We start from the raw sequence: 22832 nt of genomic DNA, 5'->3' as shown, positions 1-22832 counted from the left end.
CATATCTTTGGCGATAACGAATTTTTGTGCATTGTCTGATTCAGCTTTTGATATAAGAAGTAACTATGATTGTTTTTCTAAGATTTCTTTAGTTAGTCGTTTCGCGGTAGGTGTCACTGCAAGTCCGCCTTCTGCTGTTTCTTTGAAAATCGAAGGCATTTGTCTGCCCACTTGGTACATGGCAGCGACTACTTCATCAGGTGGGATCACGCTTTCGATGCCAGCTAAAGCCATATCAGCTGAGATGAATGCTTGTGACGAACCTAAAGCATTTCTTTTAACGCAAGGGACTTCGACGAGACCAGCTACAGGATCGCAGATCAAACCCATCATATTTTTAAGCGTGATTGCCACCGCTTGGGCGGCTTGGTGAGCTGTGCCGTTTTTCGCACAAACCAAGGCAGCCGAAGCCATCGCACTCGCCGATCCAACTTCTGCCTGACAGCCACCTTCAGCCCCGCTGATTGATGCGTTGTTTGCAATGACCAAGCCAAAAGCGCCAGCTGTAAATAAGAAGTCGAGTTGTTGTTCATGGGTTAATTGCAAACGATCACGTACGGCCATCAAGACACCTGGGACAACTCCTGCGCTGCCCGCAGTAGGCGTTGCGCAGATCAATCCCATTTTGGCATTGACTTCGTTCACAGCAATCGCATTACGAACCGCGGTCAAGATTGTTTCGCCACTAAGAAAATCAGCGTTAGAAAGATAGTTGTCCATCTTTTTGGCATCGCCGCCAGTAATTCCTGTGACAGAAGTTACGCCGGCATTTCCTTCTGCGATAGATTGTTCCATCACGAGTAGATTCTTTTCCATGATCTTGATGATCTGCTCACGAGAACGACCGCTCATCTCCATCTCAACTGCGATCATCAATTCGGCAACGCTAGGGTAGTCTTGTGCTTGTTGGACTAATTCTTCAATTGATAAAAACATACCTCGTCTGCTCCTTTACTCGAAATAATTGACACTGTCAATATTTGGTAACTGTTTTAGTTTTTTTACGGTATCTTCTACTTGAGGATCGTCCACTTCCATGATCATAATGGCATTTTCGCCTTTTGACTCACGAGTAACTGTCATTGTACCGATATTGGTGTTGGTTTCTGAAAGAATATTGGTGACTTTAGCAATCATGCCAGGAACGTCTTGGTGGACGATGATCAAGGTAGGTGTTCCCATGCTTAATGAAATCTTGAAGCCGTTCAATTCAGAAATCTGGATGTTACCCCCACCAATTGAGATGCCTGTAACCGAAAGCTTTCGACTGCCTTTTTTCAACAACATTTTGACGGAATTAGGATGATCGGCTTTTTCACTTTTAGGTACGAATAATACTTCCATACCTGCTTCATGAGCCAACCTTAACGAATCTGCTAAACGAGAATCATCAGGTTCCATGCCTAATAATCCTCCAACTAAGGCAATATCAGTACCATGTCCACGATAGGTTTTGGCAAAAGACTCATATAGGTAGATGTCAACAGAATCTGGTTGATCACCAAAAATACTACGGACGATCTTTCCGATTCTTGCTGCTCCAGCAGTATGCGAACTGCTCGGTCCAATCATGACAGGACCAATAATATCAAATACACTTCTGTATTTTAGATCTTTCATTATTTCACCTCATTAGAATAGAAGAACTTATTTGTTATATATAATATGTATTAGGTTCATACAGGCGTAAGTTTAGCATAAATAAGCGATTTATAAAGAGATTTCTTCACGTTTTAACCAGATATTTAGCTTTTTTTTGGATAAAGGTGAAAATAATCAGAAAAAATTGTTGAAAAAAGAGAAAAATTTGCTATACTGTATCAGTGTGCATTCGTTATGTACATGATATGTCAATTGGTTTTAAGATCAACTGACAATACGTGGGAGGAGAAATATGCATCTCCAATTAACCACATCACGGACTTAAGGAGGTATGTCTCGTGGCAAAGAAAGTAGAAAAAATCGTTAAATTGCAAATTCCTGCAGGTAAAGCAACTCCAGCTCCCCCAGTAGGTCCTGCACTAGGTCAAGCGGGTATCAATATCATGGGATTCACAAAAGAATTCAATGCTCGTACAGCTGATCAAGCAGGTTTGATCATTCCAGTTGTGATTTCTGTATACGAAGACCGTTCATTCACATTCGTTACAAAAACACCACCAGCTGCAGTATTATTGAAAAAAGCAGCGAAAATCGAAAAAGGTTCAGGCGAACCAAACAAAAATAAAGTTGCTAAAGTTTCTAGCGATCAAGTAAAAGAAATCGCTGAATTAAAAATGGAAGACCTAAACGCAGCTAACGTTGAAGCAGCAATGCGCATGGTTGAAGGAACTGCACGAAGCATGGGGATCACTGTAGAATAATCTACACCCTAAGAAAGTAGCTTCTCAGTTGGCCCTGTATTGAAAGGTATAGGACACGTGGGAGGTACAACCGTTATAACCACAATCAAGGAGGAACCAAAATGGCTAAAAAGAGCAAAAAAATGCAAGAAGCATTGAAAAAAGTGGATTCAAGTAAAGTTTATTCTGTCGCTGAAGCAGTAGCATTAGCGAAAGAAACAAACATTGCAAAATTTGATGCAACAGTTGAAGTTGCATACCGTCTAAACGTAGACCCTAAAAAAGCAGACCAACAAATTCGTGGAGCTGTTGTATTACCAAACGGAACTGGTAAAACACAAACTGTTTTAGTATTTGCTAAAGGAGACAAAGCAAAAGAAGCTGAAGCAGCTGGTGCAGACTTCGTTGGTGACGACGACATGGTTCAAAAAATCCAAAACGGATGGTTTGACTTTGACGTAGTTGTTGCAACACCTGACATGATGGCTACTGTTGGTCGTCTAGGACGTGTATTAGGACCTAAAGGCTTAATGCCAAACCCTAAAACTGGTACTGTAACAATGGACGTAACAAAAGCAATCAACGAAGTAAAAGCTGGTAAAGTAACTTACCGCGTTGACAAAGCTGGAAACATCCACGTACCAATCGGTAAAGTTTCTTTCGACAACGAAAAATTAGTTGAAAACTTTGCTGCGATCCATGATGTATTAGTGAAAGCTAAACCATCTGCAGCTAAAGGTCAATACATGAAAAACATTACTGTAACAACAACATTTGGACCTGGTATCCATGTAGACCAAGCTTCTTTCTAATCCAACGATTAGAACGTTGATTGATCCAACTGAAAAATAATTCTTGACTCAACTAGTTTAGCGTGCTAAGCTAGTTGAGGTTAATAATTAACTTGTACCGAAGACAGTAGGTGGCGTAGCCTTAATTTCCTACCGAGGACGTTTATTGAATATATTCAATAGTCCCTCTATGTCTACGGTGGCATAGAGTTTTTTGTTGTGAATCACTAAGAACGAAGAGATTAGATGATGAACAATACTCATTGAGTTGAGCGAAAGGAGTCTCCTTTCGAGCGCAAGCGAGTAGAATCACTAAGAACGCAGTGATTAGATGATGAACAAACGATTCAGTCGTAAAAAACTCTTCCATCAAAATTCAGGAGGTGAAACTCAAAAATGAGTGAAGCAATTATCGCAAAAAAAGCAGCAATCGTTGACGAAGTAAGTGCAAAATTTACTGAAGCAGCTTCTGTAGTCGTAGTTGACTACCGTGGATTAACTGTTGATGAAGTAACTCGCTTACGTAAACAACTTCGTGAAGCTAACGTTGAAATGAAAGTTATCAAAAACTCAATCCTTTCACGTGCAGCGAAAAAAGCCGGCCTAGAAGGCATGGACGAAGTTTTCACTGGCCCTACAGCCGTTGCATTCAGTAACGAAGATGTAGTAGCACCAGCGAAAATCATGGACGAATTTGCTAAAGAAGCAAAAGCATTAGAAATCAAAGGCGGTATTATCGAAGGTAAAGTATCTACATTGGAAGAAATCACAGCATTGGCAAAATTGCCAAACCGCGAAGGACTTCTATCTATGTTGCTATCTGTACTACAAGCGCCAGTCCGCAACGTGGCTTACGCTGTCAAAGCAGTCGCAGACAAAGAAGATGGAGATGCAGCTTAATCGCCGCATAGCATAAACAATAAATAAAAAAAGAACATTTAAAATGGAGGAAACAAAAATGGCATTGAACATTGAAAACATCGTTGCTGAGTTAAAAGAAGCAACTATCCTAGAACTTAACGACCTAGTTAAAGCTATTGAAGAAGAATTTGGCGTATCTGCTGCTGCTCCTGTAGCTGCAGTTGCTGCTGGTGGCGGTGCTGCTGCTGAAGAACAAACTGAATTCACTGTAGAATTAACTGCAGCTGGAGACCAAAAAGTTAAAGTTATCAAAGCAGTTCGTGAAGCAACTGGCTTAGGCTTGAAAGAAGCTAAAGCTGTAGTTGATGGCGCTCCTGCACCAGTTAAAGAAGGCGTTTCTAAAGAAGAAGCTGAAGAATTAAAAGCTAAACTTGAAGAAGTTGGCGCTTCTGTAACAGTTAAATAATTTTATTGATTTTTGATTGGCTAAAAACCTTATTGATTAAGGTTTTTAGCCTTTTTTTGTTTTTTGAAATGCTTTTTATTTCTAGTTCTAAACCGTAGCAACACAAGTAAAAACATAAAAACCATTTGACCATGAGGAGTTGCAGAAAAGAAAGGTGTTCATCAAGTATATTACTAAAACTTATTCGTAATTAGATATAGTTGGCGATAGATGATGGTAGCTAAAAGGAATTTGGGTACGTGTACAATCTTCTTGTAACTCAACTATTATCCAGACTCGTTCTGGTCGTTTTTTTGTATAAAAAAAACGACTCAAAATGAGTCGTTTAAACAGATTATTGTAATAGATCATTAATTTCTTTAAATTCTTTATCAAGTTCTTTTTCATCATATTTTTCGTATTTATCAGCTTCATGAAGAATTTTTTTGATTTCATGAATCGCCTTACGTTCAACTAACCATTTTTTTAGGTTGTGTTTTTTTTCTGGATTTTCAGATAACGTATCAAGTTCATTTAATTCTTTATCCAGTTTATTGACTGTAGCAACAATTTTGTCTAAAGCTTTTTCTTCTTTGTGTTCTAAATCTGACATTTATCTTCACGTCCTTTTTATTTGATAATTTAAGTATAGGACGTTGCCAAAAATTCTTCAAAATAAAACCCTTATATATGCTTATTTGCATAAAGGAGTAGAAGAACTCAACAATTGATAGTTTATCCCCTCCATAGGATTATTTGATTGAAAAAGTGGTGGGTTTTTGAGCTATACTTTGGTGGAGTAACTAAAAATGATAGTAATTTTCATTAAAGCACAGAAACTATTAGTAATATTAAAAGCTTGATATTAAAGCGGTTGAAGTGAATAGAAGTCATCAATAATTATAAAATTATAATACAGGTAAAAGCTTATGCGCTAACCATCTTCGGATGGCATTTTTTATAACATATATAATTAAAACGAATAGAAAGCCTTGTTTTTATAGACTATAATTATGTTGTGGTGCATGATCTTCTATCCAACTTTTAGGACAAAAGGCTTGTTGTTGCAACCCTCAATTAGTCTCACCAGAGCTTCTGTGTTTTCTGCCACTTTTTCTCAGCTGCTTGAAAGAGTAGCCTTTACATAAATAATTTAACAAAGAAGGTATAGTTATGTATTATGTAGAAGTCCAAACGCGAGGAGTAAAAAATAAACAGTATGTTAAAACGGTACGCCATAATTATCCATTATTAGGATCCTGGGAAGAGGCTGAACCATTTTCAAAAGAATGTGCATTGCAAATAAAGTCAATATTAGAACAAGAATTAACTTGTGGAAAAGCAAATGTCACTATCATAGAAAAGTGAAAATGATTGAAACTTTAATCAGACAAAGCAATAGAAGGACAACACATGCTTAATTTTATAAAGGTTATCAGTGAGAAAGTGTGGATAGATAGACTTTAAAAATATATGTAAGAAGGGATAGGCATGACATATGAAGTTAAAGTCAGTAAAGAAATTCTGAATATATTTTCTGAGAATCAATCAAAAAGGTATCAAGAAATAATCTTATATAAAGTGAATGAGTATTTGACACACAACTTTTATCGAATCAAACTTGTTGTTACACCTGTAAAACAATCAATTTATGAAATGAAAATCCGCTTAGGAAAAGAAAATTTTCGAATTGCTTTTATGATAGAGGATAAAAAGGTACAAGTTTTTTATATTAGTCGAACGTTAAAAAAAGAATTATTTGATAAAGAAGTAAATAGATTTGTCCATCGATTCAATAAAAATCACAGAATTACTAAGTCTATGAAGAAAGTAGAGGCATAGTAAAATGAACATGATTTGTAAAAAGCAATTAAAGCAATTTTTGAAAAGAAAATTTAAATCGAAGGATTGTTTTAAGTTAAAAATTCTTACGTTCAAAAAAGATCGCTATTTACTTATCAGTTATGATCAAGAACGATATACAATAGTTGAAGAGGGATTCGAAAAGAGTAAGTATGAATTCGACTCTTCAGATGAAGCAATAAAAGCAGTGATGAAAATGGCAAATATTGAATTTAAACGTAGCTATAGACTTCATGTACAATAAATCCTCTGATAGTAAAGTCTGATGAATCGAAAAAATCCTCTTACGATGTAGAAAGAAATAGGAAATATTAATAAATGAAAAATTAGAAAGCCAGATATTAAAGCCACCAAGGTAAACTAAAAGTAGTGAATTATTGCAAAATAAAAGTAATTAAATCTTTTCTATTCATGATTATGAACCGAAACTTTAACATGAGTAGTTCCGGTATTTTTTGAGCGAATTGTATTGCCTTCAGCATGTTTAGAATAATAGTGATTGAAAGTCTGGTATTTTAAGTATCACGTTTGTTCTGTTTCCTCATCTAATGATACACTAACAGTGAGTAAGTCTGAGGAGGAGAAGAAGTCGCTATGAAAAAGCAATATATACGTAATACACTGATTGGTTTAGGATTACTGCTGATTTTGTTTGTTGGCTATCAACTTTATTTAGAGTATCGACCAGATATCCACTTATTGCTAGATCCACGGGCAAGTCGCAAAGAATGGATGCGAGAAATTCGTTCACACGGAGTATCTGCTGCGTTTATTTTGACGTTATTGATCAGTTTGATGTGTGCGGTGCCAGGTATTCCTACTTCTGTGATCGGTGTGGTCGTCGGCCTAAGTTATGGTCCATTTCTAGGAACAGTTATCAATGTAACAGGCAATGCACTTGGAAATATCTTATCGATCGTTTTGATGCAACATTTATCCTTTATGGATCATAGTAAAAAAGAGAATCGTTGGGTCAAAGCAATACGTCGGATGAAGCATCCAAAAATAGGAGTCATGATCGGCTATATGGTACCGGTGATTCCGTCTTCTGTCGTGAACTTTGCCGCAACCTCCTTAAATCTTTCGGTTCGTGAGTTATTATTATCGATCCTTATCGGCGTAGTGCCATCTTCCCTTTTATATGCGTGTGGCGGAGAAGCATTGTTTCATGGGGAACATATAAAAGCACTTGTTTTGGTCGCTAGTGTGTTAGTTTTAACAGTATTGGTGGTCATTATCTATCGAGATCGAAGAAAACATTTAGTTAAATAACTTTATTTATTTTATTTGAGCCTCCCTGTTTTCAATTATTCTAAGAAGTTGTAAACTAAGAAAGGAAATGGGGGAATCCGATGGAAATGAATAAGCAAACACCGCTTTCGAAATCATTGATTTTATTATTAGCGATCACCTGTGGAGTAGTCGTCGCAAATATGTATTATATCCAACCAATTGGCACAAAAGTAGCGGCAAATTTATCAGTCAATACGAGTGCTGTGGGTTTGTTGACGATGCTGACTCAGTTAGGCTATGCATTAGGATTATTATTTTTAGTTCCATTAGGGGATGTTGTCGATCGACCTAAATTGATCATTCGCATGGCGGGATTATCTGCACTATCCTTATTAGCAGCCTTTTTCGCACCAAACTTTGCTCTATTTGCAGTTGCTTCTTTCTTGATTGGTCTACTATCGATCGTTCCGCAAATCATTATTCCTTACGGCGCCGTACTTGTAGGACCAGCAGCGCGAGGAAAAACCATGGGGATCTTATTGAGTGGTTTACTAATGGGCATCTTGCTCTCTCGAACTGTTTCAGGACTTCTTGCCAGTTGGTTTTCTTGGCGTAGTGTTTACCTATTTGCCCTTTGCCTAGTTGGAGCGCTCACTGTGCTACTCTATTTAAAATTACCGAGAACACAAGGAACGTTGGAAAAAGAGTCAACAGTCTCTTATCTTGCTTCACTAAAAAGCTTACCGAAACTCGTCAAAGAGCAACGATTGTTGCGTGAAGCTGCAATCAATGGCTTTTTTATGTTTGGAACGTTTTCGCTTTTTTGGTCAACGCTGATCTTTTATATCAGTAGTCCAGCCTATGGTTGGGGAACTTTTGAAGCAGGGATCTTGGCAATCTTTGGTTTGTCGGGAGCAGTAGCTGCGCCGATCGTGGGCCGCTTGGCGGATAGTTATTCAGAAAGAAGAATCGTTGGCATGGGCTTAGTGATGCAGACAATCAGTTTCCTAGCCTTATTCATTGCTGGTGATTATGTTGCTGTCCTATTAGTTGCAATCATTTTATTAGATGTTGGGAACCAGTTCGGGCAAGTAGCGAATCAAAGCAGAGTACAAGGTCTTGGCGAAGCAACAAGTAACCGCAACAACACGATTTTTATGTTTATGTACTTTATCGGTGGAGCAACAGGCTCTTTATTAGGCTCAATGATGTGGCAGCATTATGGTTGGGTAGGTGTGACTGTTACGGGACTGATTTTCCAATTGTGCGCGTTTATTTTTCAATACTATTTCTCTACTCGCAGAAAAAACATCCAACAATCACTAGATTCCTAAATAGGAATAAGGCTAGTACTATGAATTGACAAAAAAACTATGAAAGCCATTAGAGATGGATGACTTTTATAGTTTTTTTTGATTCTGGAACTTTTAGTTACGTTTTGATGAAATCAATAATATTTTGATAATTATGGCATATTTGGTCTATACAGATATTGTCATTTTGAAATAAAGGTGCTATAATTGGGCTATACCAAAACAAAAGGAGTAATCGTTATGGAAATCATTCGTGTGAAAAATGCTGAAGAAGGCGGAAAAAAAGCTTTTGAGATAATTAAAAATGGAATGGAAAATGGTGCGAAAGTTCTAGGTTTAGCAACAGGGAGTACGCCAATCACTTTATATAAAGAAATGACTTCAAGCGACATGGATTTCAGTAACATGACTTCTGTTAACTTGGATGAGTATGTTGGATTAGGTGGCTCAGATGATCAAAGCTACCGCCATTTTATGAATGTTGAATTATTTGACAAGAAACCATTTAAAGAAACATTCGTACCTGATGGAAAAGCAGCTGATTTAGATCAAGCTTGTCAATCCTACGACCAAATCATTGAAGAACATCCAATCGATATCCAAATTTTAGGGATCGGTCAAAACGGTCACATCGGTTTTAATGAGCCTGGTGCTCCATTTGATGGAAAAACAAGTGTTGTCGATTTAACTGAATCAACAATCAATGCCAATAAACGTTTCTTTGATAAAGTGGAAGACGTCCCAACGAAAGCAGTTTCTATGGGAATCGGCTCAATTCTAAACGGTAAAAAAATCGTCTTGATGGCTTATGGCGAAAGTAAAGCAGAAGCAATCAAAGGAATGATCAACGGACCTGTTACCACAGATATGCCAGCAAGTGCTTTGCAAAATCATGATGACGTGATAGTCATTGTTGATGAAGCAGCAGCAAGCAAATTATAATAGAAAAGATTTCAGTCACTGGAGATCATCTGGTTTTTATCAGATGGTCTGGCACAGTGGCTTTTTTTTAGGTCATAAAAAATAGTTATATTTTGTTTGTTTTTTTTAGTCGTGCTATATTTGATAGGAGGGGGGATATTCATGGAGGATATGGTTTTATCCATACCAGAAATTATTATACGATTGAGTATCGCATTGCTTTTTGGCGGAGCAATTGGTTTTGAGCGACAATATAAAAACCGTCCAGCAGGGATGCGTACACATATTTTGGTTTGTATGGGGGCTTGTATTATTGCCTTGATCCAAGTGGAAATTGCCAGTGGTGCGTTGAGAAATGCATTAGAGTATCCTGAATTAGTTGGGACCCTCCGTTCAGATGAAGCTCGCTTGATTGCACAAGTTGTCAGTGGCGTCGGCTTTTTAGGAGCAGGTACGATCATTGTTACGAAACAATCAGTGACTGGGTTAACGACCGCAGCCTCACTTTGGGCAATCGCAGGATTGGGTATTGCAATCGGAATGGGTTTTTATGCCATTGCACTCACTAGTTTCGTCGGTATTGTGTTTGCATTGACTGTAGTGAAGCGCATCATCCATGTACCAACAACGAAAAAATTAGTGATCCAATTTATTCATCGAAAAGAAACCAAGGATTTCTTGAATGATTATTTTGAAAAAAGAAACATTACGATCGAGGATGTCAATTTTGATGTAAAATTTGTGGATGATTACCGTATTTATAAAAATGTTTATACGATCGATTTACCAAAAGGATTGACGTATGCAGAAGTGATCGAAGAATTATCCACGTATAAAAATATTACTAACTTACATCTGGTTAGTTTATCTACCTAAGTAACCACTTTTTTTAAATAACAAGAAATAAAAGAAAAAATAGCGCTTTACCGATGAATAAATGATAAAATAAGAGTATCTGTAAGCATGAAATTTGGAGGATATCTATGTATTCAAGGTTCAAAGAGTCAAAATTGTTATTTTGGACAGTGGAATTAGTCTTAACGATTATTGGCGTTTTCTTTATTTTACGTATGCCAAATGTGTTTCACCCGATTTTAAGAATGGCATCTGCAATCATTATGCCGTTGATCATTGCTGGATTTTTCTATTACATGTTTAATCCAGTTGTCTTGTTTTTAGAAAAACATCGAGTACCACGCGTGTTGGGCTATCTATTGACATTGATCGTTTTATTAGTGATCGTCTTTTTGACCATCATGAACATCTTGCCTCAATTGGTTGATCAAGCAGTGCAATTAACCAGAAGTATCCCTGCATATGCAGACGAAACAAGTCGTTGGTTGACTGAGATCATGCAAAGAGAAGAGTTTCGTTCATTGAATCTAGAAGAACAGTTTGCGTCTGCCAACTTGTCGTTGAGCAACTTGTTCAATATCTTGTTGGTTAGTCTGACAGGGAGCGTTTCAAGAATTCTTTCTTTTATGATGCAATTCTTTATTTTATTGTTTACTGTCCCATTCATCTTATTATTTATGTTCAAAGATGGACATAAATTTATCGATGCGTTATCGCCTTTCTTTCCTCAAGCAATTCGAGGAGAATTACGCCAAACGGTCAGAGAGTTGAATGAAACACTATCTGCTTATATCAGTAGCACGATTGTGGATGCAGTGATCATTGGCGTGATGAGTTTTATTGCAATGACGATTTTCAAGCAGCCGTATAGTTTGTTGCTGGCAGTCGTTTGCGGAGTGACGAATATCATACCGTACGTTGGCCCTTTTATTGGTGCAGTACCAGCTATTATTGTCGGACTGTTTATTTCGCCATTTCAAGCACTCTACATGGCGTTATCCATTCTTGTTATCCAACAATTGGATGGCAATGTGATCAAGCCATTACTCTTCGGAAAAACAATGAACATTCATCCACTAACGATCATTTTAGTATTGATCGGTGCAGGAAGTGTTGCTGGCATCATGGGAATGTTGATCTGTATCCCTGTGTATGCGGTGATCAAAACATTAGTATTGAATATTCGTAAGATTTATTTATTGCGGAAGTTTGAACAAGTTCCAGCAGAAGAACAACCCAAGAAAATTGAATTAGAACATGAATAACTGTCAACGAAAAGAGACGAGGGTCATCAGATGATGACTCTCGTCTTTGTTTAGTTATCATTATCAAACACTTTGCTCAACTTTCGGTTCTGCGAGAAAATCTAAAGAGTGGATCTCGACGCCTTCTGTTTCGAAAATCACCACTTCATTTTCCCCTTTTTTAAGGAAATCTTTTGGACAATAAAGTGAATAGATCGGTCCACGATTCCAATAGCGGCCAAGGTTGATCCCATTGACAAAAATCACTCCTTTACCATAGTTGGAACAATCGATATACGTATCTATCGGCTCGGCTACATCAAATGATACGTGATAAAACGAAGGATGAGCTGGATTTTTGCCAGCTTGATAGTCGATCAGCTGAAGTTGCTCGGCTGATAGTGGCAAAGGATAATGTAGATAGCCTTGATGGAAATGGATATCTTGCATGATTCCGCCACGAATCCCTTTTGTTTGGGTCGGGTTATTCAATTTTGAGCCATAATTGACTCTTCCATGATTTTCTACTAGTACATCTAATTGGATTTCTTCATTTTCTGTCTTTCCTTGGATCATGAACTCTTCACCGATCGTTGTTTGGTCTTGCGTCAATTGATAGGTTTCGTCCACATAAACAGAAACTCGATCACTTGCTTCGATGATCCGCACTTTGTTTTCATGGTGATAGTTTTTCAATGCCAAAGAATATAAGACGTAACCATACCCATTACTGACTTGTTCCATCGTCATAGGATATGCGGTAGGTACCGCTTTTGCTAGTGTTTCTTTTGTGTTTAGTAAAGAAACGCTAGTATCAATTGGGTAACTACCAAGAGACTCTAATTGTTTTGTACGTGGTTCTGCTTGCCATACGTCGGGGCAAACTTCTTTGATTGCTTGTTGGACAGCATAATATTTTTCTGTAGGTTCACCCGTTTCAGTGAGTAACGCATCGTAGTCATAGCTTGTCAATTGTGGTAAATCGGTATTTCCACGTGCGGAACAGCCATTATAAAAACCAAAATTGGTGCCTCCATGGAACATGTACAGATTCAAAGAACCGACTTCTAACATATCTTTGACTTCATTCGCTAGGTCTTGAGCATCTCGTTTGATGATCGGCTCGCCCCAGCGATTAAACCAACCATCCCAATATTCCATACACATCAAGGGCCATTTTTTCCCATGTTTCTCAAAAAAGGTTTGCAAGACCGCACTATTCTCTTTAGAATGACTACCAAAATTACCAGTGACGAATACATCATCTTCAATCAGCGTTCCAGCATCCAATACTTCATTCCAAGCGCCATCGGAAGTAAATAGAGGAACAGTGATGCCGGCATTCTCTAGTAGTTGTTTCGTTTCACGTAGATACGCTTTTTCCATCCCATAAGAACCATATTCATTCTCGATTTGGATCATGATAACAGGGCCACCGTTTGAAATTTGTAAAGGGAGGATCTTGGGCAGTAAGACATCATAGTATTTTTTGACTTTTGTCATAAATCGTTCATCCGTCGAACGCAAACGAATACCTGGTTCTTTTAACAACCAAGCGGGTAGACCGCCAAACTCCCATTCTGCACAAATATATACAGAAGGGCGTAAAATGACCATCAAGCCAAGTTGTTGAGCAAGTGCAACAAAAGCAGTGAAATCATTCATTCCTTCGAAGTTGAATTGTCCTTCGTTGGGTTCATGGATATTCCAAGGGATATAGGTTTCGACAGTATTTGCGCCTAATGCTTTCAAGTTATATAAGCTATCTTCCCATTGCGATTGAGGAAGACGGAAATAGTGGATGGCGCCACTGATCAATTTGATCGGCTGCCCATCTAAAAGAAAGTCTTCTTTTATTTCAAAAGTTTGCATGTTGGTTTCTCCTTACCAATATTTTTTCCACGAGGGTTTTGCTAAACGCATCAGAGCTTCTAGATAGAAATAATCGCCCCAAAGATTAGGTTCATCGATTCCTTTACCTTCTGCATGGGCATATACGCCATGTAGTAATAGACCTTCATTATCAGGTTCGGACAAAGATGTGTAATGTTCGCCTAATTGGTAGAGCATTCCTTTCGCTAATTCTTCAGACTGAGGATACGCTTCCATATTTGCGGCTTCTAATAATCCACAGGCGGTGATCGCTAAGGCTGAACTATCTTTGTCAGAAGGATGTTCATCTGTGAAATCAAAATCCCAATAAGGAACAAGGTCTTCTGGCAAATGTGCCAAAAAGACATCCACGATTGCTTCATAATTTGTAGGTAAAGACGAAGTTTTTAAATAACTTTCATTTAAAGGAATCCCAAGAACAGCCCAACTTTGGCCACGTGCCCAAATCGACGCATCGCTATTTCCCTGATGTGTGGCACCGTGAGTTGGTGTACCGGTTGAAGGATCAAAATAATACGTATGGAAAGTTGTTGCGTTTTCTCTAACAACGGTACGTAACACTGTTTCGTAATGTTTCTTTGCTACTTCTCGATAATGATCATTACCTGAAATCTCAGAAGCTTGGAACAATAAAGGTAAGTTGATCAATGAATCGATGATCAAGCGATACTCTTTTGGATCGCCATACGCGCCCCAGGCTTGGATAAATTGTCCTTTTTCTTGAAAACGTGCAAGTAAGACATCTGCGGCTTGAAGCAATTCTTCTTTGCATAATAAGCTGTTGGTTAAACGATAGCCTGCACCAGCAGATAAACTATATAAGAAACCAATATCATGATGATCTAATACGTGATGTGTGGTTAAACGCTCTTTGAAACTATGGATATTTTCCATAGCACGTACGAGAAATTTCTCTTTGCCAGTCCATTCATAAGCCAACCATAACATGCCAGTCCAAAAGCCATTCGTCCAGTCATCATTAGGTTTGATCCGATAGATCCCATTTGTTGCGCAAGCCGACGGAAAATCTAGACCGTAGCGTGTCATATTATGTTCGATTTTTTGGCAACACCAATCAATTTGCTTCGCTAGCCAGGCGCTATTGACAGACTGACTTATGGAAATAAGGGAATCTTTTGTTTGTTGTAATCCCATCATACCACTCCTCTTAATTTGTTAACATATTAACTTTAAACTAGTATAACCTAAATAATCAGAAAAAGCGAATGGCAAAATAAAAAAACAGAAAGATCGGAAAATAAATAACTTTATTTATTTTTTAAAGTAGGTAACTCCGATCATGGATAGATATATATAGTTAAGAAGGAATCCACAAAACGTTCAAAGAACGGTCTGATGGATTCCTTCTGGTTTTGCTTATTTAATTCAATGGGTGCGAAATTACGGCTATTACCGTTCTACTTATTCTGCTTCTACTTCGATTTTTGTTTTGAAATATTTCCAGTGCTTATAACTAATGATATATTCGGCTACGCTTCGATCGGCAAGAAAAGAATGCTTGACTTGTTTGACGACTGGTTCGCGAAAGCTTAACTTTAACAAGTTCAATAATTCTGGATCATCGGGAAAGACAATTTCATTCGTCTCAACAGATGAAAGAGAGAAGAGGTCGATCCCAAAATCTTTTCTCACTCTCTCGTAGATACTGGAGTATTGAGATAAGTCTTTACTAATAGGTTCCTTGACCAAACGTTTTGGCAGATGAGTGATATGCACAAGGAAAGGGATATCCTCAAAATATCGCACTCGTTTGATGCGATAATAAGAACCATTTTTTGGTAGTCCAAGTTCTTCTAAAATTTCAGGTTCTTGCGCTTCTTCTATCGAAACGACCTTGACCTTCTCTTTATCTAATGAATGTAATTCGATATCTGAGAATTTGACTGATTGAGAGACTTTTGATTTAGAAACAAAGGTCCCTTTCCCTTGGACGCGATAGAGATAGCCAGCGGTTGTAAGCTCATTCAATGCTTTAACGGCTGTGATCGAGCTGACAGAATATTTTTTCTTGATATCTGCTTCTGAGTAAAACTTATCTCCAGGAACAAATAAATGATTTTTGATTTCAGCTAATAATTCTTGCTTAATTTGTTCATATTTGGGAATCACCACATGAGACCTCCTTTTTTTGCGGTATTCAATTAATCTTACCATAACATGTTAACTTGTTTGTGGCAATGGATTAATTTTGGATCTAAATTTTTTAAGAAAAAATATAATATGTTAAGATGTTAGGTTTACGTTTGAGTTGATATGTGATATAGTGTACGTAATCAATAGCTAACATGTTAAGTAGCTTAGATGTTTATTTAAGGGGGAAGAGAGATGAGAAATATCTTATTGGTCAGTCATGGTAGCATGGCCGATGGAGTCAAAGCCAGTTTAGAGATGATCGTTGGCGTGCAAGAACATGTCCACACACTTTCTTTAAGACCAGATGGCGATAATTTACAATTTGAACATGAATTAACTGAGAAAATGAAAGCCCTTAACGGTTCGACCTTGATTATTGTAGATCTGCTAGGTGGGACACCATGTAACACAGCGCTAAAAAATTACCTAGAAGATGAAGAAGTTACAATTATTGCTGGGATGTCTTTACCTTTAGTCATGGAAGCGACCCTTAATCCACAAGCAACGATCGAGGCGTTGATCGATTTGGCACGCGGGGGTATCGTAGATGTCAAAAACAAGATGATCGCAACGGAAGCGGAAGAAACGCAAGCCGCAGAGGGAGATCTAGCACAATATAAGGAATTTAAAGGCAAAGCGAATATTGTCAATGTAAGGATTGATGAACGCTTGATTCATGGTCAAGTTGCAGGAATTTGGTCCACAAGTTTGAATACACAACGGATCATCGTGATCAATGATGAGGCAGCAATGGATTCTTTACAAAAATCTTCATTAAGAATGGCAGCGCCTACATCTATGCGGCTATCCGTTTTAACTGTTGCTGCGGCGGCAAAAAATGTTCAATCTGGCAAATATGGCAAGCAACGTATTTTTTTACTTTTTAAAAATCCAACAGATGTCTTGCGGTATTTAGAAGCGGGCGGTGAGCTGGCTGCAATTAATGTAGGAAACATGAGTCATAAAGAAGGTGCGAGAGAAATCACGAAAAGCATCAAGGTCATGAAAGAAGAAGAAGCAGTGTTTGAAGCAATCGCAGCCAAAGACATAAAAGTGACCGCTCAACTGGTACCAAATGATCCAGTCATCGATTTTATGGAAAAACTAAGAAAGTGATTTAGGAGGAAATAATCATGCAACATTTAGCCATGTATCAAATTATTCTTATTACAGTTTATGCTTTTATTGCAATCAATGATTCACTTATTTCAAATACGTTGACACAACCAGCCATTGCGGGAATGATCTCCGGGATGATCATGGGAGATTTAGAAACTGGCTTGATGGTAGGGGGAACCCTTCAATTGATGCGTTTAGGGATTGCGGCTTTTGGAGGTGCATCTGTACCCGACTTCTTTACTGGCGCTGTATTAGGAACGGCGTTTGCTGTTATTTCTGGTAAAGGGGCGGAATATGGGATCGGTCTAGCTGTACCAGTATCATTACTGATGCTACAGCTTGATGTCGTTGCTCGCTTCTGTAATGTCTTTTTGCTTCACCGTGTCGATCGTGCGATTGAAGATATGCGTATCAACAGTATCCCACGGTTAGTATTATCTGGTTCATTCCTATGGGGGCTTTCTCGAGCAATCCCGATCTTATTGATGTTACTAGTCGGTGATGCGGCAGTTTCAACAATCACAGAAAATACACCTGAATGGTTGATGAATGGATTGCGTACAGCAGGTGGCGTACTACCAGTTGTCGGTGTGGCCATCCTTTTACATTATTTACCAGCAAAACAGTATATTCCTTACTTACTTTTAGGTTTCTTCTTATCAGCATATCTACAAGTACCAATGCTTGGTATTTCAATTGTTGGTGTTATTGCTGCATTGTTAGTATTCAAACGAGATAACGAAAAAGAAGCAACTGCTCAAACAGTGACAACCACTGGAACACTTGAAGGAGGTTTTGATGGCGATGAGTAATCAAAAGTTAACGAAAAAAGAATTGAATGTCATCAGTTGGCGCTATATCCTTGGTAGCCAATTGAATTGGAACTATGAGCGTATGATGAGTACCGGTTATCTCTATGGTATTTTACCTGTACTGAAAAAATTCTATGGGGAAGACAAATCACAATTACAAGATATGATGAATACTCATAATCAATTTTTCAATACGAATGCAATTTTTGGGAACTTGATCATGGGGATCGATGTGGCAATTGAAGAAGAAGATGGTTACAAAGCAAAAGATACGATTGTCGCGTTGAAAACAGCGTTGATGGGTTCATTGGCAGGGGTAGGCGATTCATTATTCCATGTCATCTGGGGAACGATTTTTGGTTCAATCGCAGGTACATTGGCACAAAGCGGATCAGTCGTTGGCTGTGTGATCTGGATCATTGCCAATATCGCTTTACTTTTTGGACGAGCAGCATTATTACCACTTGGCTATAAGCAAGGAGTTAAATTAGTTACGACTCTGAAAAATAAACTAACAGCATTCACCAACGCAGCAACTGTTTTAGGGATCACAGTTATTGGTGCCTTGATTCCGTCAGTTATCAAAGCAACGGTTCCTTTCGTTTACAAACAAAATGGGGTGGAGTTAGTTGTTCAAGATACATTAGATGCGATCTTACCTTCATTAGTACCGGTTTTATTAGTCTTATTGACTTACTGGATGTTAGGTCAGAAGAAATTGAATTCAACTCGCGTGATCTGGATCATTTTGATTCTTTCGATTGCATTAAGTGCTGCCGGGATCTTAGCTTAAATGATTCATAAAAAATGAATGAAGTGATCGCAAGGTCGTGATCCGATCTGCAAGAAAGAATCGTTCGAAATAAGAATGCGCCTTTCTTGCAGATTTTTTTAGTTCAAAAAATATCTATAATCAAAAAGGAGAACAAAATGAAGTGTTGGTCAACAAAATTAGTGGTGACATTAGGGTGTAGTTTATTCGTTGGTATTGGGTTAGGGTACAGTCAACAAGTCGGTGCAGAAGGAACACAGACTGACATGCAAAAAAATACGACATCAGGGAACTATGAGTCAGATTTTTCGCAGCATTTGGGTACTTGGCAAGACATTGTTGGAAAAGCAGATAAATATACCAACGAGAATGGGTTACAGATCGCAAACCAGAAAGTCAATCAACAATTTGAGTCTGTGTCGTTATTATTAGATGCAGGTGTCCGTAGCTCAGGTGATCTAGAATACACGTTTCTATATGAGGGACAGACCAATTTTGGACTAGTTTTTCGAGGAAACGATCAGACGACATCGAACTGGCAATCGTTTGCCTATATGCGCGATGGTGAATGGCAATTGGGGCAGCCTGGGGGGAAATGGTTGACAGCCATCAAAGGTCCTACACTGATTTCAGGACAAACCTATAAATTGTTACTAAGATATGAAGGAACATCGTTCCAAGCATATTTGAACGACCGTTTGTTGTATGAAAATCAAGAAGTTCTTTATTCTGATGGGACAACGATCAATGGGGACTGGTCAGGTTATTCAGGGATTCGGTTATTTGGGAATGAGAGTAAATTAACTATTTATTCCATGCGTAGTGGAGCGGTCAATAGTCTGCAAGTGGAAGAACCGACAGAAGAATTTCAAACAATGAAAGCAAACTGGAAAGATCAACTTGTGTCAACAACGACCGATTTAGCTAATCCAGCGATTGCCAATTATGTAAACGCTCTTTCTGACGAAGCAGAAAAACTTTACGAGACAATGAATCAAGATCCTGACCGCACGTATCTGTGGCCATTAGAATCTGGGAATACCGCTTCGGCAGATTTAACCACGCAATTTACAAAGTTGCAAAAACTAGCGTTAGCATATGGAACGAATGGGACAAGTTTTTATCAAGATGAAGTCATCAGTCAAGCGATTCAAAGTGGATTAGATTTTATGATCACAAAAAAAGGCTATGATGGAACAAAGTATCATGGCAATTGGTGGGATTGGCAAATCGGAGTAGCTCAAAAATTTGTGGCAATTTTGATGGTGCTGGATGAAGACGTACCAGAGGAGAAACTTCAAGAGTATACGGCTGTGTTGAGTAAATATGTACCCGATCCATTTAAACAACTCTACACAAAACCACAAGGAACTTTTGTCGCGCTTGATTTTATACCAAATTTTTCAACGACTGGTGCGAATCGCACAGATTTAGCGCAAACTGTTTTAGGACTAGGTCTCTTACAAAATGATCCAGCGAAAGTTACACAAGCAGTTGAGAGTATCACAGATGTCTTTAAATTGGTGACCCATGGAGATGGATTTTATCAAGATGGTTCATTTATCCAGCATGAAACGATCCCTTATACAGGCTCTTATGGCAATGTACTAGTCAAAGGCGTAGGCCAAATTTTATCGATCGTCAAAGAATCTCGCTATACGTTGACAGCTGATCAAATAAAGTCCTTTGTTGATAACGTACAATCGGCATTTATCCCATTAGTGTATCAAGGTGAAATGTTGCCTTTAGTCAATGGTCGCTCCATTTCTCGAGTACCAGCAGCGACAAAAACGGGTTACGGATCGACAACGATGTACAATTTAATGATCGTGGCGAAATTTGCACCTGAAACACAGCAAAAAGCTTTACAAGAAGCAGTGAAATATTGGATGTTGTCTAATCCTAACTATTATTTGACAAATACGAGAGATTACAATGATTTGATGATGACAACGGAGCTATTGGCTAATACCACGGTGATGGGTAAGCAACTACCGTTCATCGGAACAAAGATGTACCATGCAATGGATCGGTTTGTCCAACGAACAGAGAATTACCATTTAGGATTAAGCATGTATTCGAAGCGAATCTCTTCATTTGAAGCAGGAAATCTGGAAAATCAACGAGGCTGGCATACGTCTGACGGGATGATCTATCTTTACAATGATGACCAAGTCCAATTCGGTCCGAGTTATTGGCCAACAATCGATCCTTATCGTTTACCTGGTACGACCATCGATACAGTACCTTTAGCAGATGAAATTTCAGCATTTACTACAGTGACTTCAAATGAAACATGGGTAGGCGGTGCCGTTGCTGGAGATCAAGGTGTAGTAGGAATGGCTCTTAACAAAGAAGGAACAAAGAATAATGGAACGACCTTACCGATGAATGTACAAGGGAAGAAGTCATGGTTTACATTGGATGGGCAAATCATTGCCTTAGGTGCCGGTATTACAGGAGATACAACTGCTTCAATCGAAACAATTGTCGATAATCGTTTATTAAATGATTCGTATACGTATCAAGTACTTTCGGATACAGGAATGATTGATCAGTCACAACAAACGAAGGAGACATCTTGGTTATTGTTAGAATCAGATCATCAACATGCGTCGATCGGTTATTATTTCCCACAAAAGGAAACAGTCGATGTGATCAGTGAGACACGTACAGGTACTTATCGAGAAATCAATGAAGCATTTCCTAGTGATACACCCTATACAGGTGACTACCGCACCTTCTCAATCAATCATGGACAGCAACCAAAAGATGCAGAATATGCTTATGTGATGTTGCCCGGCAAGACTCAATCGGAATTAGCAGATTATGCAGCAAAACAGCCAGTTGCGATTTTGCAAAATACCAAAGAAATCCAAGCAGTCGAAGTGAAAACCTCTGGTTACTTAGGCATCAATTTTTGGCAAGAACAAGGCGGAGAAATGGCAGGGATCAAAACGAATAAACCAATTTCTTTACTAAAACAAACGAAGGCAGAACAAACAGTTTATACAATTACCAATCCAACGCAACAAACTGAACCAGTAACACTTACTTTACCAAGTGATTTTACTGACGTGGTGTCTACGAGTGAAGGGATTGTCTATGATAGTCAAACGCACACATTCACCATTGACTTCGCACAGTTTGAAAGTAAAACGATTGTTGTTAAATAGCTCTACCTTTCTAAGTCATAATTAAACACAGAACAATTGAAAAAAACAGAAGCTTCCCAATCGTTTTCGTATTGGAGGAGCTTCTGTTTTTTTATAAAGTACGCTCTTTCTTAAGCCCACTTGAGATCACCGATAAAGTTGATATTCAACCATAAAGAATAGTCAGAGAAACCTTCAGTTACTTTGTGGTTGAGTTTATCTCTTAGATGATCTTGCGCGCGGATACTATCTAATTCACTGTCGGGTAAAATCACGATATCTAGTTCAAGAATGACTTGATCCCCGACTTTTGCGATTCGTAAGACATAGGTTTCGATAGCGACATTTTGCAAGAGCTTATCAACTACTAACAATATTTTTTCGCGCAATTCATATTTTGGGGGTGCATAAGTAAGTTCTAATGTGGCACTTTTGATTTCAGTCACTGATAGATAAATATAGAAAATGGTGATTCCAATGGAAATCACAGGGTCGATCAATTGGGCGATTGCAAGATATGGCGTTTTTGCTAGTACACCAGAGACGATGATCGAGACCACGACTCCTAAACTGAACAGAAAACCGAAGCGCCATTGTTCCAGCTCCACCTTATAAAAGGAATGATTGATCGGATTTTTTTTCAAATAAAGATAAAAGACAAAACAAAAGAGTGTCCCAAACAAAGAAAAAGGCAAACCAATCGCTAAATCAACGTAGGTATCTGCATAAAGCAAACTGAAAAAAGACTCAATCAGGCCATAGGAAGAAATCAATAGGATGACACTGTATTGGATAAAAACAACCAAGGGCATCAGTGATTCCTTTCCAAATGGAAAACGTTCAAAATCTTGTGTCTGGATAAACTTAGCAATATATAATGCGATCAGAGACATCAGCGCACCGACCATCGTATAGACACCATCAAGCAAGAGGACATTGTAATTGATCATCAATCCTGTAAGTAGCGCTAAAAGACCATAAACGGTTCCTGCAATGATGGAGGCGGTTAATAATTTTTTTATTTTTTGCGTATTTTTCATATAACTAAAACCCTTTCTG

The 22832-nt window shown here is 38.3% G+C and carries 22 protein-coding genes and 1 other annotated feature; of the genes, 15 read left to right on the top strand and 7 right to left on the bottom strand.

The window, feature by feature from the left end; genetic code table 11:
* Positions 1-63 precede the first annotated feature (63 nt).
* Both sdaAA and sdaAB read right to left on the bottom strand, forming a co-directional pair.
* Positions 64-936, bottom strand: coding sequence for an L-serine ammonia-lyase, iron-sulfur-dependent, subunit alpha (gene sdaAA / locus IGJ99_RS12375; RefSeq protein WP_023520400.1), 873 nt, complete (start codon positions 934-936; stop codon positions 64-66).
* 15 nt (positions 937-951) lie between these two features.
* On the bottom strand, positions 952-1620 hold the full coding sequence (gene sdaAB / locus IGJ99_RS12370) for an L-serine ammonia-lyase, iron-sulfur-dependent subunit beta (RefSeq protein ID WP_010734281.1): 669 nt from the start codon (positions 1618-1620) through the stop codon (positions 952-954).
* Between the two features lie 320 nt (positions 1621-1940).
* Here sdaAB and rplK point away from each other — a divergent pair, with 320 nt between their 5' ends.
* The 4 genes from rplK to rplL all read left to right on the top strand — a co-directional run bounded on the left by rplK (position 1941) and on the right by rplL (position 4460).
* Positions 1941-2363: a 50S ribosomal protein L11 gene (gene rplK / locus IGJ99_RS12365; RefSeq protein ID WP_010734282.1), complete on the top strand. Its 423-nt coding sequence runs from the start codon at positions 1941-1943 to the stop codon at positions 2361-2363.
* Between the two features lie 101 nt (positions 2364-2464).
* Positions 2465-3154, top strand: a complete 690-nt coding sequence (gene rplA / locus IGJ99_RS12360) for a 50S ribosomal protein L1 (protein WP_010734283.1) — start codon at positions 2465-2467, stop codon at positions 3152-3154.
* A 79-nt stretch (positions 3155-3233) separates the two neighbouring features.
* Positions 3234-3359 (top strand) — a sequence feature (ribosomal protein L10 leader region).
* A gap of 170 nt (positions 3360-3529) precedes the next feature.
* Entirely contained in the window at positions 3530-4033 is a 504-nt protein-coding gene (rplJ, locus tag IGJ99_RS12355) for a 50S ribosomal protein L10 (protein WP_010734284.1), read from the top strand.
* Between the two features lie 58 nt (positions 4034-4091).
* The gene (gene rplL / locus IGJ99_RS12350) at positions 4092-4460 is read left to right on the top strand and encodes a 50S ribosomal protein L7/L12 (protein WP_010734285.1); all 369 of its coding nucleotides are present in this window, start codon (positions 4092-4094) and stop codon (positions 4458-4460) included.
* Positions 4461-4794: 334 nt separating this feature from the next.
* Here rplL and IGJ99_RS12345 read toward each other — a convergent pair whose 3' ends face one another.
* A complete protein-coding gene (locus IGJ99_RS12345; RefSeq protein WP_010734286.1) occupies positions 4795-5052 on the bottom strand; it encodes a hypothetical protein in 258 nt (85 codons plus the stop codon).
* Between the two features lie 560 nt (positions 5053-5612).
* Here IGJ99_RS12345 and IGJ99_RS12340 point away from each other — a divergent pair.
* From IGJ99_RS12340 to IGJ99_RS12310, 7 genes are all read left to right on the top strand, one after another.
* Positions 5613-5807, top strand: coding sequence for a hypothetical protein (locus IGJ99_RS12340; RefSeq protein WP_019722298.1), 195 nt, complete (start codon positions 5613-5615; stop codon positions 5805-5807).
* 123 nt (positions 5808-5930) lie between these two features.
* Positions 5931-6281, top strand: a complete 351-nt coding sequence (locus IGJ99_RS12335) for a hypothetical protein (RefSeq protein WP_010734288.1) — start codon at positions 5931-5933, stop codon at positions 6279-6281.
* Between the two features lie 615 nt (positions 6282-6896).
* Entirely contained in the window at positions 6897-7574 is a 678-nt protein-coding gene (locus IGJ99_RS12330; protein WP_010734290.1) for a TVP38/TMEM64 family protein, read from the top strand.
* An 80-nt stretch (positions 7575-7654) separates the two neighbouring features.
* Complete coding sequence (locus IGJ99_RS12325; RefSeq protein ID WP_409173612.1) at positions 7655-8869, top strand: MFS transporter; 1215 nt, start codon at positions 7655-7657, stop codon at positions 8867-8869.
* Positions 8870-9088: 219 nt separating this feature from the next.
* A complete protein-coding gene (gene nagB, locus IGJ99_RS12320; protein WP_023520342.1) occupies positions 9089-9790 on the top strand; it encodes a glucosamine-6-phosphate deaminase in 702 nt (233 codons plus the stop codon).
* 141 nt (positions 9791-9931) lie between these two features.
* Positions 9932-10645 carry an MgtC/SapB family protein gene (locus tag IGJ99_RS12315; protein ID WP_010734293.1) on the top strand — a complete coding sequence of 238 codons (714 nt, stop codon included), beginning with the start codon at positions 9932-9934 and terminating at the stop codon, positions 10643-10645.
* Between the two features lie 107 nt (positions 10646-10752).
* Positions 10753-11889: an AI-2E family transporter gene (locus IGJ99_RS12310; protein WP_010734294.1), complete on the top strand. Its 1137-nt coding sequence runs from the start codon at positions 10753-10755 to the stop codon at positions 11887-11889.
* A gap of 63 nt (positions 11890-11952) precedes the next feature.
* On the opposite strand, the gene IGJ99_RS12305 is transcribed toward IGJ99_RS12310, so the two are convergent.
* The 3 genes from IGJ99_RS12305 to IGJ99_RS12295 all read right to left on the bottom strand — a co-directional run bounded on the left by IGJ99_RS12305 (position 11953) and on the right by IGJ99_RS12295 (position 15891).
* Entirely contained in the window at positions 11953-13740 is a 1788-nt protein-coding gene (locus tag IGJ99_RS12305) for a glycoside hydrolase family 35 protein (RefSeq protein ID WP_224434264.1), read from the bottom strand.
* Positions 13741-13752: 12 nt separating this feature from the next.
* Complete coding sequence (locus tag IGJ99_RS12300; RefSeq protein WP_438748682.1) at positions 13753-14916, bottom strand: glycoside hydrolase family 88 protein; 1164 nt, start codon at positions 14914-14916, stop codon at positions 13753-13755.
* A gap of 267 nt (positions 14917-15183) precedes the next feature.
* The gene (locus IGJ99_RS12295) at positions 15184-15891 is read right to left on the bottom strand and encodes a GntR family transcriptional regulator (protein ID WP_023520339.1); all 708 of its coding nucleotides are present in this window, start codon (positions 15889-15891) and stop codon (positions 15184-15186) included.
* Positions 15892-16107: 216 nt separating this feature from the next.
* On the opposite strand from IGJ99_RS12295, the gene IGJ99_RS12290 reads away from it, so the two are divergent.
* The 4 genes from IGJ99_RS12290 to IGJ99_RS12275 all read left to right on the top strand — a co-directional run bounded on the left by IGJ99_RS12290 (position 16108) and on the right by IGJ99_RS12275 (position 21794).
* Entirely contained in the window at positions 16108-17031 is a 924-nt protein-coding gene (locus tag IGJ99_RS12290; protein WP_375152505.1) for a PTS mannose/fructose/sorbose transporter subunit IIAB, read from the top strand.
* A 17-nt stretch (positions 17032-17048) separates the two neighbouring features.
* Entirely contained in the window at positions 17049-17846 is a 798-nt protein-coding gene (locus tag IGJ99_RS12285) for a PTS mannose/fructose/sorbose/N-acetylgalactosamine transporter subunit IIC (protein WP_010734299.1), read from the top strand.
* Positions 17839-18639: a PTS system mannose/fructose/sorbose family transporter subunit IID gene (locus IGJ99_RS12280; protein WP_029593929.1), complete on the top strand. Its 801-nt coding sequence runs from the start codon at positions 17839-17841 to the stop codon at positions 18637-18639. The genes IGJ99_RS12285 and IGJ99_RS12280 overlap by 8 nt, the downstream gene beginning before the upstream one ends.
* Before the next feature lie 137 nt (positions 18640-18776).
* Positions 18777-21794, top strand: a complete 3018-nt coding sequence (locus IGJ99_RS12275; RefSeq protein ID WP_438748679.1) for a polysaccharide lyase 8 family protein — start codon at positions 18777-18779, stop codon at positions 21792-21794.
* Positions 21795-21904: 110 nt separating this feature from the next.
* Here IGJ99_RS12275 and IGJ99_RS12270 read toward each other — a convergent pair whose 3' ends face one another.
* Complete coding sequence (locus IGJ99_RS12270) at positions 21905-22813, bottom strand: cation transporter (protein ID WP_137072836.1); 909 nt, start codon at positions 22811-22813, stop codon at positions 21905-21907.
* Positions 22814-22832: the final 19 nt, after the last annotated feature.

This window comes from Enterococcus sp. AZ095b (assembly GCF_051714725.1).
Lineage (GTDB): Bacteria > Bacillota > Bacilli > Lactobacillales > Enterococcaceae > Enterococcus_B > Enterococcus_B pernyi.
This window is presented reverse-complemented; position numbering and strand designations above follow the sequence as displayed.

Excerpts from the sequence above, each read along its gene's own strand:
- sdaAA (WP_023520400.1), bottom strand. The coding sequence starts at position 936 with ATGTTTTTATCAATTGAAGAATTAGTCCAACAAGCACAAGACTACCCT.
- sdaAB (WP_010734281.1), bottom strand. The coding sequence starts at position 1,620 with ATGAAAGATCTAAAATACAGAAGTGTATTTGATATTATTGGTCCTGTC.
- rplA (WP_010734283.1), top strand. The coding sequence starts at position 2,465 with ATGGCTAAAAAGAGCAAAAAAATGCAAGAAGCATTGAAAAAAGTGGAT.
- rplJ (WP_010734284.1), top strand. The coding sequence starts at position 3,530 with ATGAGTGAAGCAATTATCGCAAAAAAAGCAGCAATCGTTGACGAAGTA.
- rplL (WP_010734285.1), top strand. The coding sequence starts at position 4,092 with ATGGCATTGAACATTGAAAACATCGTTGCTGAGTTAAAAGAAGCAACT.
- IGJ99_RS12345 (WP_010734286.1), bottom strand. The coding sequence starts at position 5,052 with ATGTCAGATTTAGAACACAAAGAAGAAAAAGCTTTAGACAAAATTGTT.
- IGJ99_RS12340 (WP_019722298.1), top strand. The coding sequence starts at position 5,613 with ATGTATTATGTAGAAGTCCAAACGCGAGGAGTAAAAAATAAACAGTAT.
- IGJ99_RS12335 (WP_010734288.1), top strand. The coding sequence starts at position 5,931 with ATGACATATGAAGTTAAAGTCAGTAAAGAAATTCTGAATATATTTTCT.
- IGJ99_RS12330 (WP_010734290.1), top strand. The coding sequence starts at position 6,897 with ATGAAAAAGCAATATATACGTAATACACTGATTGGTTTAGGATTACTG.
- IGJ99_RS12325 (WP_409173612.1), top strand. The coding sequence starts at position 7,655 with ATGGAAATGAATAAGCAAACACCGCTTTCGAAATCATTGATTTTATTA.
- nagB (WP_023520342.1), top strand. The coding sequence starts at position 9,089 with ATGGAAATCATTCGTGTGAAAAATGCTGAAGAAGGCGGAAAAAAAGCT.
- IGJ99_RS12315 (WP_010734293.1), top strand. The coding sequence starts at position 9,932 with ATGGAGGATATGGTTTTATCCATACCAGAAATTATTATACGATTGAGT.
- IGJ99_RS12310 (WP_010734294.1), top strand. The coding sequence starts at position 10,753 with ATGTATTCAAGGTTCAAAGAGTCAAAATTGTTATTTTGGACAGTGGAA.
- IGJ99_RS12305 (WP_224434264.1), bottom strand. The coding sequence starts at position 13,740 with ATGCAAACTTTTGAAATAAAAGAAGACTTTCTTTTAGATGGGCAGCCG.
- IGJ99_RS12300 (WP_438748682.1), bottom strand. The coding sequence starts at position 14,916 with ATGGGATTACAACAAACAAAAGATTCCCTTATTTCCATAAGTCAGTCT.
- IGJ99_RS12290 (WP_375152505.1), top strand. The coding sequence starts at position 16,108 with ATGAGAAATATCTTATTGGTCAGTCATGGTAGCATGGCCGATGGAGTC.
- IGJ99_RS12285 (WP_010734299.1), top strand. The coding sequence starts at position 17,049 with ATGCAACATTTAGCCATGTATCAAATTATTCTTATTACAGTTTATGCT.
- IGJ99_RS12280 (WP_029593929.1), top strand. The coding sequence starts at position 17,839 with ATGAGTAATCAAAAGTTAACGAAAAAAGAATTGAATGTCATCAGTTGG.
- IGJ99_RS12275 (WP_438748679.1), top strand. The coding sequence starts at position 18,777 with ATGAAGTGTTGGTCAACAAAATTAGTGGTGACATTAGGGTGTAGTTTA.
- IGJ99_RS12270 (WP_137072836.1), bottom strand. The coding sequence starts at position 22,813 with ATGAAAAATACGCAAAAAATAAAAAAATTATTAACCGCCTCCATCATT.